General features: G+C 69.2%; 11 protein-coding genes. 2 read left to right on the top strand and 9 right to left on the bottom strand.

Annotation, left to right across the window (positions count from 1 at the left end; all coding sequences use genetic code 11):
- Nucleotides 1–3 precede the first annotated feature (3 nt).
- The 6 genes from A6V29_RS03540 to A6V29_RS03510 form a co-directional block, all read right to left on the bottom strand.
- Nucleotides 4–1,683: a GGDEF and EAL domain-containing protein gene (locus A6V29_RS03540; protein WP_249932984.1), complete on the bottom strand. Its 1,680-nt coding sequence runs from the start codon at nucleotides 1,681–1,683 to the stop codon at nucleotides 4–6.
- Nucleotides 1,684–1,909: 226 nt separating this feature from the next.
- The gene (locus tag A6V29_RS03535) at nucleotides 1,910–2,728 is read right to left on the bottom strand and encodes an alpha/beta fold hydrolase (RefSeq protein WP_137159012.1); all 819 of its coding nucleotides are present in this window, start codon (nucleotides 2,726–2,728) and stop codon (nucleotides 1,910–1,912) included.
- Nucleotides 2,729–3,959: 1,231 nt separating this feature from the next.
- Entirely contained in the window at nucleotides 3,960–4,409 is a 450-nt protein-coding gene (locus tag A6V29_RS03525; protein WP_137159011.1) for an SRPBCC family protein, read from the bottom strand.
- An 18-nt stretch (nucleotides 4,410–4,427) separates the two neighbouring features.
- Nucleotides 4,428–4,943, bottom strand: a complete 516-nt coding sequence (locus A6V29_RS03520) for a flavodoxin domain-containing protein (protein WP_212718968.1) — start codon at nucleotides 4,941–4,943, stop codon at nucleotides 4,428–4,430.
- Nucleotides 4,944–5,174: 231 nt separating this feature from the next.
- The gene (locus A6V29_RS03515) at nucleotides 5,175–6,497 is read right to left on the bottom strand and encodes a PP2C family protein-serine/threonine phosphatase (RefSeq protein ID WP_249932983.1); all 1,323 of its coding nucleotides are present in this window, start codon (nucleotides 6,495–6,497) and stop codon (nucleotides 5,175–5,177) included.
- A gap of 146 nt (nucleotides 6,498–6,643) precedes the next feature.
- Nucleotides 6,644–6,997 carry an ATP-binding protein gene (locus A6V29_RS03510; RefSeq protein ID WP_249932982.1) on the bottom strand — a complete coding sequence of 118 codons (354 nt, stop codon included), beginning with the start codon at nucleotides 6,995–6,997 and terminating at the stop codon, nucleotides 6,644–6,646.
- A gap of 326 nt (nucleotides 6,998–7,323) precedes the next feature.
- On the opposite strand from A6V29_RS03510, the gene A6V29_RS03505 reads away from it, so the two are divergent.
- Both A6V29_RS03505 and A6V29_RS03500 read left to right on the top strand, forming a co-directional pair.
- The gene (locus A6V29_RS03505; RefSeq protein WP_137159009.1) at nucleotides 7,324–7,551 is read left to right on the top strand and encodes a hypothetical protein; all 228 of its coding nucleotides are present in this window, start codon (nucleotides 7,324–7,326) and stop codon (nucleotides 7,549–7,551) included.
- Between the two features lie 157 nt (nucleotides 7,552–7,708).
- Nucleotides 7,709–8,170 (top strand): ATP-binding protein, encoded by a 462-nt coding sequence (locus A6V29_RS03500; protein WP_137159008.1) that lies wholly within the window; start codon nucleotides 7,709–7,711, stop codon nucleotides 8,168–8,170.
- Nucleotides 8,171–8,261: 91 nt separating this feature from the next.
- Here the strand turns inward: A6V29_RS03500 and A6V29_RS03495 are convergent, their stop codons facing one another.
- The 3 genes from A6V29_RS03495 to A6V29_RS03485 form a co-directional block, all read right to left on the bottom strand.
- Complete coding sequence (locus tag A6V29_RS03495; RefSeq protein WP_137159007.1) at nucleotides 8,262–9,476, bottom strand: PP2C family protein-serine/threonine phosphatase; 1,215 nt, start codon at nucleotides 9,474–9,476, stop codon at nucleotides 8,262–8,264.
- Between the two features lie 34 nt (nucleotides 9,477–9,510).
- Entirely contained in the window at nucleotides 9,511–9,810 is a 300-nt protein-coding gene (locus tag A6V29_RS03490; protein ID WP_170977673.1) for an STAS domain-containing protein, read from the bottom strand.
- A gap of 181 nt (nucleotides 9,811–9,991) precedes the next feature.
- The gene (locus tag A6V29_RS03485; RefSeq protein ID WP_137159005.1) at nucleotides 9,992–10,762 is read right to left on the bottom strand and encodes a TetR/AcrR family transcriptional regulator C-terminal domain-containing protein; all 771 of its coding nucleotides are present in this window, start codon (nucleotides 10,760–10,762) and stop codon (nucleotides 9,992–9,994) included.
- Nucleotides 10,763–10,884: the final 122 nt, after the last annotated feature.

Raw genomic sequence — 10,884 nt, 5'->3', positions numbered from 1 at the left:
CGGTTAGGAGACACGCCCTAGCGCCTGTTGCTGGGCGCGTGTCTCGACTCCCTCTGCGACAGCGCGCAGTCCGACGGCGTGGGCGAGTTGGACGCAGCTGGCCACGATCGCCGAGTCGCCGGTGTCGGCGCCCAGCCCGGTGACGAAGGACCGGTCGATCTTCAGCTCGTCCACGGGGAATGCTTTGAGATAGCTAAAGCTGGAATACCCGGTCCCGAAGTCGTCGATGGCCAGACCCACCCCCAGTGCTTTGAGTGCATGAAGGGTCGCCAACGCCGCGTCCGGGTCGACCATGAGGGCGGTCTCGGTGATCTCCAGGACCAGCAGGCTGGGTTCGAGGCCGCGGCGGGTGAGCACATGGGTGATCCGGTCGATCAGGTGGGGATCGGCCAACTGACGCGCGGACAGGTTGACCGCCATCTCGATCCTGCCGCCGCCGAGCCCTGCCTGGTGCCACTGCACGGCCTGGGTGATCGCGGCGTCCAGTACCCAGACACCGAGTTCGCGGACAAGTCCGGAGTCCTCGGCGATCTCGATGAACTCTCCCGGTGGCAGGAGACCTCGGGTGGGGTGCTGCCAGCGAACGAGTGCCTCCACCCCGACCAGGTGGTCGCCGGCGAGGTTCATCCTCGGTTGGTAGTGCAGCCGCAGCTCGCCGCGCTCGATGCCGCGTCGCAGTTCGCCGAGCAGCCGCAGCCGATCGACCGCCGGGTCGGCGTGCGTCAGGTCGTGCAGCTGCCAGCCGTTGCGGCCCCGGGCCTTGGCTCGGTACATGGCGATATCGGCGTGTCGCAGCAATCCCTCGAAGGTGTCTTCGGCGGTGTGTGCGACCGCGGCACCGATGCTCGCCGACACCACGATCTCCAGGCCATCGATGACCAGTGGAGCGTTCAGCGCCTCCAGCAGCCGCTCGGCCAGGGCCGCGGCTTCTTGGTCGGTAGTGAAGGTGTCGACCACCACGAACTCGTCGCCGGACAAGCGGGCCAGGGTGGCTTCCTTCCGGACAGCGTTCTGCAGCCGGGCCGCGACCACGGTCAGTAGCTGATCGCCCGCGGCGTGCCCGAGGCTGTCGTTGACCTCCTTGAAGTGGTCGAGATCGATGAACAGCACTCCCCGCTGGGGGGGATCGGCCCGCAGCTCGCCACCGTGATGCTCGCCCATCTCACTGCTGCCGGACGGCGTCGCCAGGTGGGTGGTCAGCCCGGCTCGGTTGAGCAGACCGGTGAGCGAGTCGTGCCAGGCGAGGTGGTGGAGGTCGGCTTCGGCGCTGGCCCGGCGGGCTTCGGATTCCTCGGCCCGTCGCCGTGCCGCCACCAGCTCCTTCTCGTAGCGGCGTCGTTCGTGCGCGCTGAAGATGATCACCTTGACCTGGGCGGCCCGGTCAGCGGTGCCCGGTGTGCGGGTGGCCGACAGCAGCGCAGCCCGGCGCTGTCCGCCGGCCGCGATCACCTCGATCGCGATCTCGGCGACTGCCCCACCGATGGCCAACTGGGGCATGCAGTGGGTGGAGTACAGGATCTGGTCGCCGATGGGCATCAGCTTCTGTACCCGGGTGCCCAGCAGGGCGGCTCGCGGGTGCCCGGTCCAGGAGACGAACGTGTCGTTGACGGCGACGATTGTGCCGTCATCGTCGGTGAGCAGATAGCCGCACGGTGCGTCGTCGTAGAGCTGGGCGTAGTCCACGACCACAGCGGTCAGACCTTCGCTAACGCCGTCGCCGATGTCGGCGCCTGCGCGGGATCGGGTGACAGCGTCCGCGGTTGCCCGGCCGGTGGGACCGTGCCCGGCGGTCCTCGCCGGAGGGGTGGCATTCCAGCCGGCCGACCTCGCCGGTGCCGCCGGCGTCGTGCTGACCGGATCTGCCTGTCCTGCCGCCAGCCCGGGGCTGTCCGCGGGTCGGCGGGCGGCCTCAAACGGCGGCGGCGAGGTAGTCACGGATCGCCGCCACAGTCTCCTCCGGGGCGCTGACCTGCGGGCAATGCCCGGTAGCCGCCAGCTGGATCAGGGTGCTGCCGGCCAGCTGCCGGTGCACGTAGTCACCGACCTCGGTGGGGGCCAGCAGGTCCTCGGAACACTGCAGGATCAGCGACGGGGTGCTGACCTGGGCCAGCAGGTCGCGGGTGTCAGACAGGAACGTGACCCGGGCAAAGTCGTGGGCGATGTCGGGATCGGTCTGGCAGAACCGGCCGGCGAGCTCGTCGCCGAGTTCGGGGGCGTCGGGGTTGCCCATCACCATCGGGGCCATGGCCGCCGCCCAGGCGAAGTAGTTGGTCTCCAGCGACTCCAGCAAACCGTCGATGTCCTCGCGGGAGAACCCGCCGACATAGCCGTTGGTGGGGTCGTCGATGTAGCGCGGGGAGGGTGCGACCAGTACGAGCTGGGAGAAGCGGGTGGGTTCGGCGACTGCTGCGACGACCGCCATCATGGCGCTGACGCTGTGGCCCACCAGGACCACGTCGCGCAGGTCTAGCTCCTCGCAGATCTGCAGCAGGTCCGCGGCGTAGCCGTCTAGGGTCGCGTACTTGGCCCGGTCGTAGGCCGACAGGTCCGAGTTCCCGGCGCCCACATGGTCGAAGAGCACCACCCGGTAGTCGTCGGTGAAGGCCGGCAGCACCCGCTGCCACATGTCCTGGTCACAGCCGAAGCCGTGCGCGAAGAGCAGCACCGGACCGTCAGCGCGTCCCGCCGTGATGACGTGGTTGCGGCCGGTGGCCGTCGCGACCTGCATGTGCACTCCTCGTGACGCGGGCCAGCCGTGTGGCCGACGCTGTTGACGGCCATGTCGGCAAGCCAGGGCGCAAAGTTAAGGCTCGGCCGGGCGCAACCGCCAGACTTCCTCCGCACGGGGGAGGTTGGCACTGGCGCCAAGTCTCTGGTCTGCGCCTTGGGGTCCGGACGAGATATCGCACTGATGAGGACGGCAAGTTGACCCTTAGCGCTCCCGCTCACACGAGCAGCTGTAGCTCGCGTCCGGTGCGCCATTCGAGCAGGACGATGCTGGCGTCGTCCTGTAGCTGGTCGGACTGGTGCGCCAGCACCAGGCGCACCAGGCGCACCAGGCGCCGGACGGTCTCGGGGCGGCGTCACCGGCCGCCGCGGCGCGGAGAACGAAGTCGGCGAGTCGTTCCTCGCCGAAGAACTCGCCCTGCGGTGACCGCGCCTCGACGATTCCGTCGGTGTACAGCAGCCCGTCTTGCGGCCGATGCCCAGTAGCTTGCAGGCCGTGACGGTGCCGACGCCGGCCTGCAGCAGCTTCCAGTACTCAGACTCAAGATCGAGTTGTCGTTTGCGCCCCGCCGTCCCACTCGTACACCCCTCGCCTACCAGGAGTGTTGCGACAAGCCGTGGAACCCGCCTGCCGCCGCCAGGGGGTCAGATTTCGCCCGCCGTTGATACGCGGCGGGGCGTTGTCAGCAGGCTCCCTGCGCCTACGTGTGAGGGCGCCGTACACACGTGCGACTGTCACGGCCTTGCATTGCTCACGTCAGGACCGCAACGCCCCCCAGGTGTCCGGGCAGGTGGGAAGGGCGCTGCGGCCGTGCCACTCCCCTGCCGCTGGTGATTGGTCGGTCCTCCTCAGCCAGCCTGGGCTGGCAGCGCCGTGCAGCACGTCGTAGCGGACCGCGCTCGGCCTCACTGGTGGCCGCCGTGAAGGAGCGGAGCCGCCAGGGCCTGGGCGTGCTCGATCTGGGGTTCAGCGCCGACAAGGGCTGCCCCGCCGAGCGCTTCGCCACCCTGCGCCGGCAGCTGGGCGCAGCCTCCGAGGGCATCAAACCGCCTACTCGCCCGGCAACCCCTAACGGCATCCGCACCGGCGCGCACGCGGTGCTCCCCGGGGAACGGGTCGATGAGCCCGGTCACCCGACCGTTGCCGCGCTCAAGCGGCTGCGGGACCTCTCAACGAGCAGCTGCAGCCACGGCGGGCACGCAGCGCCGATGGTCTGGTGTCGCGGCTTCGGTCACGACGCGACCGGCTTTCCTGCCTCCAGGTGGTCCCGCAGGTTAATCCACATTTGGCGTTCCTGGCGTGCCCCGATCGGGATCAACACCGGCGCAAGTAGTCGCATGACGCCCTTCGGCCGCGCCTCCCAGGACCAGCGCAGCCGGGTGCCGGCCGGTGTCGGGGTGAAGGTGAGCGTGCCGCTGAAGTCCGCCGCGCTCATGCGGGTGTTGGAGGCGATCTGGTGGGGTCGGTCGAACCCGGTGTAGGTGACCTCCATCTGCAACGGCCGGGGCCGGCTGCGCATGGTCGCCCGGAATCGGGTGCCCACCCCGATCGGCCCGTCGGTGGTCTTCTTCGAGACCGCCATGTTGCGGTTGTAGGTCGGCTCGTTGCGATTGTCGGCGACGAAGTCGAAGACCTCCTCGACCGGGCGGCGGATGAGCACTTCGCCCTCGATGTGCGCCATCGGTCAACCTCCTTGCGGTCAGCGAGCAGACGTGTGGTGCAGGGCGTCGGCGATGCCGGCCGACCAGCCGCGGATGGCGTTCCAGTCCCGGAAGTCACCCCGCATGCCACGGAACAGCGACAGCGCCACCCGCTGCGCGACCGGCAGCGTCTTCGGATCGATCTTGCCGCCGAACATGCGGTGCTCGACCGCGCCGGTCGCCGCGCGGACCCTCGGCAAGTCGACGGGGTCGGCGCTCATCTTCCGGGTCAGCCACCGCGCACGGTCCCCGACCGGGCCGCTGGAGAACAGCCACACCCGGCGGCCGACCCAGGCGCCCGAGCCGCGGTCCACCAACGCCATCGCCTCGGGCAGCCAGTGCCCGGCGTAGACGGCACTGCCAAGCACGACCCCGTCGAAGCTGCTGACGTCGTCCACCTGCTCCGGCGAACGCACCACCGCAGGCACCCCACGCTCGGTCAGCGCGTCCGCGATCACCCGCGCGATCTCGCCGGTCGACCCGTTCTTCGTCGCCACCGTCACCAGTACTGCCATGCCACTCACCTTCCGCGGATCCCGCCGCCAGACTGTGGCAGACCCGACCGCCCTACGCTCCTGCAGTTTCGAGGATGTCCACGTCCATTCCGGCCGGGATGGAACCGGAGGGCCCGCGGCAGCAGCCGGTGGTCCCGTTTCAGGCCGGGCATCGCGAACGAGCGCCGGCAGCGCGATCGGCAGTCTCGTCCTGCTACCCAGCTGCGGCGGTTCGTTTGCTGTGGCGGTCTGCTATCTGTCGATGTTGCCGGCGGGTAGTCCACCGATGATGCCGCGGGCCAGTTCGTCGTCCCGTGGCGGGCCGCGCCACTCCACCAGGACCAGCGAGGCATCGTCGCTGGTCCGACCGCCCCGGGCATCCATGAGGGCATGGGAGAGTTGCCGCACTGTCTCGGACACGCTGACGTCTTCCCGGCTGGTCCGCTCGACGAATTCACGTAGCCGCGCCTCGCCGAACTGGTGGCCGTCGGCCAGCCGCTCCTCCACCACGCCGTCGGTGAAGAACAGCACCCGGTCACCTGGCGCCAACTGCGCGGTCTGCACCCGCGGAGCCGCGTCAGCCAACCCCAGGGGTCGGCTGATCGGGCCGCCGAGCTCGGTGACCTCTCCGGTCGGGCGGATCCGGAGCGCCGCGGGGTGACCGGCGTTCACCCAGCTCAAGACGCCGGTCTCAGTGTCCAGCTGCCCCACCTGAGCGGTGGTGAACCGGCCCGGGTAGGTCGATGAGAGCACGTCATCCAGGTGCACGTACAGGTCCGGCAGCGAGGCACCGGAGCGTCGGCCGTGCCGGTAGGTCGCGACCACGATGGTGGCCATCGTCGCCGCCTCCAGGCCGTGACCCATCGCGTCGAAGACCGCCCAGTGCAGAACATGCTCGTCAAGGGCATAGTCGAAGCTGTCCCCGCCCACGTCGTACGCCGGCTCGAGGATGCCGGCCAGCGCCACGTCGGGCGTGGTCATGATCAGCGGCGGCAAGGTCTGCCACTGCAGATGCGCCGACAGGCTCATCGGCTCGGCGGTGCGTACCCGGTCGAACGTGCTCGTGTAGTCGGCCTTGGTGACCAGCAGGTCAGCGGTCAGGCCGGCCAGTCGTTGAGCCAACCGGCGGTCGTTGTCATCCACGGCCGACAGGGTGAAGGCGAGGACGCCGATGCGGGCTGACCCATCGAGCATCGGCAGGTACAGCCGCCGGGACCCGTCGGGCAGCTCCTGCTCGACCCGGGTGTCGGAGATGAAAGCCCGCCCCGGCCAGCTGCCCTCGATAGGCGCCGGGTCCCCCACCAACCCCGGTCCGGTCAGCGGCTGCAGGGACCGCTGGTCATAGTCCTGCAACCAGATACTCACGTCCGCGCCACCGACCGAGATGATCTCCTGTGCGACCAGCGGGCCCACCAGGCGGGGTGGCATGAGGTGCGCCCGGTCCAGCAGCGACCCCAGCACACGCTCCCCGAGGCTCTCGATCCGCGACCGGCCCTCCGCATCGGCGAAACCACGTCCCGCACCGACGGGCGGGGCCGACACCGCACCGCCGTTCTCGCTTCTACCGTCGGGCACGCCCACTCCCACAGATCCCGCCGCCACAGGGTGACCGGTCGGTGACCCGAGGAGCCCGGTCGTACGCCGGGGTAGAACGCGCTCGCACATGACCGGCTGGCCACCGCGGCGCATCGATCCTAACGTCAGTCGAGTTCAAGCTTCGATCACGCCGGTTGAATACAGGCCCAGACGTGCTTGCGGCCAGCGTCGATGGACCAGCCGCAGGCGGTGGAGAGACCGGCGATGAGGTACAGGCCCAGTCCACCCTCGGCGGGGTCACGATCGATCGCCGGCCTTGGGCCGTGCTCAGGCGCCGCGTCGGTGACGTCGATCAGCCACCCACTCGCGGTACCGGTCACCTCGACTACCACCGGTGGAGCTCCGTGACGCAGCCCGTTGGAGGCAAGCTCCTCGTAGGCCAGCAACAGCCGGTCGATGTCATCGGGCTCGGCGCGGTCGGGCAGATGTCCAGCGCGGTGGTCGAGAGTGGCCCGCAGCTGCATGCGGGACGCGGTCACGTCCAGTGGGCTGGCCAGCGCCCACTGCCAGACCGCTCGAGGAGAGTCGGCCGGTATGGGGGGCGCCTGCTCGCCCCACGCGGTAGAGGGCATCGTTGGTCCACTCGTATGGTTCGTGCCGAGTGTCTCGAGGACCTCGGATCCCGGTGCCCGGGTCGGCTCCCCGACGGTAGGCGACGCCGCATCGGCTCGCCCATCGAGCAGCGACAGCCGGCGTCGGCTGTCGCAGCGCCATCCCTGAGGCCCACCGCCCGCATTCGAGACAGAAGGGTCCGCATCAGGCGCGGCGCGGCATCGATGCCACGGCGCGGGTGCACCATCGGAGAATGACTGCACTCACCGCGCTGCCCGGCGGTAGGACCTGTCCGTCCTGGTGTGAACGTTCTGCACCGCATTCGGCTCACCAAGGACGCTTCGGCCACGCCGTGGTGACGCAGTTGGACGGACAAGGCGCCACCGTACTGATCGATCACGTCGGTCCCTACAGCCCCTTCGAAACCGGGCAGCTCATCCTCGATCTCAACGAGGCTCACGACGCTATGGAGGACGGCTGAGCGTCACCTCATTGCCGACCGGTAGGAACGCCGACGCCTGAAGGCACATACTTCTCGGCTCGTGTATTCATCCCCTTGCTTCACGAATGTTGGAGCTTTCGGCGCAGGGCCCGCGGGTAAGCACCCTCCCGTGTCGGGTGGCTGACGGGGGAACTTCATGGACACCGACGCGTGGGAGCAGGAGCCCAGCCCGGAGGTGAGGGGCGGCAACATCTGGAGCTGGGACATCGGATCCGCCTCGCAACTGGCCGCGATGCGCGCCGAGATCCGCGGACTTCTCCAGCTCGCCCACCTGGCGCCAGGCGATTCCGACGATTCCCTCGCCGAGCCCTTCCTCCTAGCGGTTGACGAATTGGCCTCCAACGGGCTCCGGCACGGTTGCCAGCCCGTGCGCGCCCAGGTGATCGTCAGCCGGAGCGAGTTGCTCGTCGAGGTCAGTGACGCAAAGCCGGCGGGCGTGCCGGAGCTGGTGACGGGTCGCAGGCCCGAACACGGCGGGATGGGCCTGCTCCTCGTCGCCCGGCTGAGCACGGCGCACGGGTGGTTGAGAATGGCCGGTCGCAAGGTGGTGTGGGCCTACTGGTGCCGCTCCCGTGCGGGAGCGGGTCAGGGGGCTTGAGAGCGAGGCCCGTACCGGACCCCGGATGAGTCCAGCGGCCAACCGACGCAAGAGCGGATCGTCGCCCTACGCCGGGCGAGGAACCGCACGTCTACGGGTTGACCGCCGCCGCGCCCTCCGATGTGACGCCAGAGAGGGGAAGCGGGTTCCGCGCCCACTCCAAGAGGACGATGCTGGCGTCGTCTTGGAGTTGGTCGGCTTGATGGGTGAGCACGTCGCGCATCAGGCGGCGCAGCGTCTCCGGAGCCGCTTCCCCTGCGGCGGCCGCCCGCAGCACGAAGTCCCCGAGGCGATCCTCGCCGAAGAAGTGCCCTTGAGGAGAGCGCGCCTCCACGATGCCGTCGGTGTACAGCAGAACCCTGTCCCCCGGCTCCAGGCGCATCTCGCACGGGAACGGCTTGCCGTCCTGCAGGCCGAGCGGCCGGGACGGCCGGCAAGTCGGCGGGTGCACGAGGCTTCCGTTTCGCAGGACGAGGGGTGCCGGATGACCGGCGTTGATCCACCGGAGGCGGCCGGTGGACAGGTCCAGACGGGCCAGCACGGCCGTGGTGAACTGGCTGCCGGCGAACTGCTCGGCGATGACGGCGTTCATCTGCAGGCTGATGTCGGCGAGGTCGTGCATCTCCCGCCGGGCGTGGCGGTAGGCCCCGATAGCTGCGCTCGCCAGGATCGCCGAGCGCAGTCCGTGCCCCACCGAGTCCAGGATCGCCAGGTCCGCGGTGTCGCCGTTGACTGCGTAGTCGAAGGTGTCCCCGCCGATCTCGTAGGCCGGCTCGAGGGCGCCGGTGATGACGACCCGGTCGCTGGCGAAGGTGAGCGGCGGGAGCAGGTCCCACTGGATCTCGGCGGCGAGGTCCATCACCTTGCGCCGGCGCAGGCGGGCGAAGAGGTCGCTGTGTGCATCCTTGACGACGACCAGCTCCGCCACCAACGACGCCAAGGCCGCCGCGTCTTCGTGCGTCGCCGGCGACGACCCGTCGATGAGGAGCTCGATGACGCCGAGCCGCTCCACCCCGTCGAGTAGCGGCAGCCACAGCCGATGACCGCCGATCGGCCGGTCCGAGGTGGCCGGTTCCATCCTCCGGTATGCCAACCCCGCGAGAGTGCCGTCGACGGAAAGCTCCTGGCGCGGCGGCACACCCACACCCGGGACGGGGATGAGTGAGAGCTGCTCGTAGTCGGCGAGGTAGATCGCCATCTCCGCGAAGCCCAGCGCGGCCGCCTGCTCGGCCGCGACACCCGCGAGTCGGTCGGCGGGTGTCAGATGGGCGGCGTGCAAGAGCCGCCGCAGTGGATCGAGCGTCATCGTCGGCTCATGTGTTGCTCACGTGCCGGAGAGATCACCACTCGAACATCTCGCTGAGACCGACCATGTCGAACACCTGACGGACCTGGCGTGACCAACCGCGCATCACCGGCCGTCGGCCGGCGAGCCGGGAGGAGGCCGTCAACCGGACGATGAGACTGATCGCCATAGAGTTGACGAACGTCGCCTCGGTGAAGTCGATGACGTGGACATCAGGCACCGCCGATGCTGTGCGGTGTTCGTCGGCTCGGCGCTGGAATTCGGCCACCGTGGCCGCATCGATCTCGCCATGCAGGCTCAGCACGTTTCCCGTGGCGGTCCTGGTGATGGACACGGATCCCGGCGCGCGAGGGGACTGGGCTGCGGACAAGAAGGCTGCTCCGGGGTCGATGTCTGCTGGGGCGCCCAGTATGGGGCAGCGTGTGTACATCGTAAACCAAGAGTCGGAGCGCTGTCTCCCACCTGGTCCTACCGCAAGTACCTCCACTCGCCACTCGACGTGCGCCGGCGCCCCGCTATCGACGTGACCGCGGAGGCGGCAGGAGGCGCTCCAGGCGATCGAGGAGGTTCTCGAGCGACTCGTCGAATTCAGCGGCTGACTCGTCCTGTGACAGCAGTGGCTCCAGCCGCTGGAGGTGGGGATAGTCGGTCAGGTCCGCGAGCGGCGCAGGCGCCTCCTCGGCCTCGTCCGCGGGAGAGATCTTCACGCCCTTCTGAGACACCTCCAGAAGCAGATGCCCGAGCAAGAAACTCGTGTAAGCCCGGTACGCCTCCACGGCGGCGTGATCAGGAAAACCACTGCCTATCAAGCCCCCCAAGAAGCACTCCAACCAGCGGAGGCTGCGCAGCGGCGGCCGAACCCACGGAGCAGCCGGTGGTCGACTGGCGAGCAGCGGGAAGACCGCCGGATGCGCGAGCGCGATGCGTCGAACACCGTGCGCCAGGCGATGCAGGAAGTCCTGCCATCCGTGATCGGGCGCCATCAAGACGTCGGGGTCCCCGTACAGTTCGTCCATCACGGTTTCCACGACGCCGTCCAGGAGGGCCTCCCGGCCGGACACGTGCCGGTAGAGGGCCATCCCCTCGACCCCTAGGTACGCACCGAGCCGTCGCATCGTGAGCGCTTCGTAGCCATGCATGTCGATGAATTCGACGGCCGCACCGAGCACCCGTCGCCGGTCCAAGGAACCCCGCGCGGACCCCGGTACTGCAGCCGGAATAGCGCTGGCCGCTCCGCCGCGCGCCTCCGGGGTGTCCGGGTCGTCGCCTTCCTCTGCAGGAGTCATGACACCCCACCTTCCTCGTCTACGGCGGTCGTCCGGATCGACTCTCCCGAGCTGCAGCCCCGAAAGCACATCCCCCGATCGGCTCGCAGCCGGGGTGGCCGGGTCAAGCCCGCGGGCGTGGT

The organism is Blastococcus sp. CCUG 61487 (genome assembly GCF_005222955.1).
Lineage (GTDB): Bacteria > Actinomycetota > Actinomycetes > Mycobacteriales > Geodermatophilaceae > Blastococcus.
Note: the sequence above shows the minus strand (reverse complement) of the source record. Positions and strands in the feature narration are given on the sequence as shown.

Coding starts and splice junctions, on each gene's coding strand:
- A6V29_RS03495 (WP_137159007.1), bottom strand. CDS start 9,476: ATGACGCTCGATCCACTGCGGCGGCTCTTGCACGCCGCCCATCTGACA.
- A6V29_RS03505 (WP_137159009.1), top strand. CDS start 7,324: ATGACTGCACTCACCGCGCTGCCCGGCGGTAGGACCTGTCCGTCCTGG.
- A6V29_RS03485 (WP_137159005.1), bottom strand. CDS start 10,762: ATGACTCCTGCAGAGGAAGGCGACGACCCGGACACCCCGGAGGCGCGC.
- A6V29_RS03535 (WP_137159012.1), bottom strand. CDS start 2,728: ATGCAGGTCGCGACGGCCACCGGCCGCAACCACGTCATCACGGCGGGA.
- A6V29_RS03520 (WP_212718968.1), bottom strand. CDS start 4,943: ATGGCAGTACTGGTGACGGTGGCGACGAAGAACGGGTCGACCGGCGAG.
- A6V29_RS03500 (WP_137159008.1), top strand. CDS start 7,709: ATGGACACCGACGCGTGGGAGCAGGAGCCCAGCCCGGAGGTGAGGGGC.
- A6V29_RS03525 (WP_137159011.1), bottom strand. CDS start 4,409: ATGGCGCACATCGAGGGCGAAGTGCTCATCCGCCGCCCGGTCGAGGAG.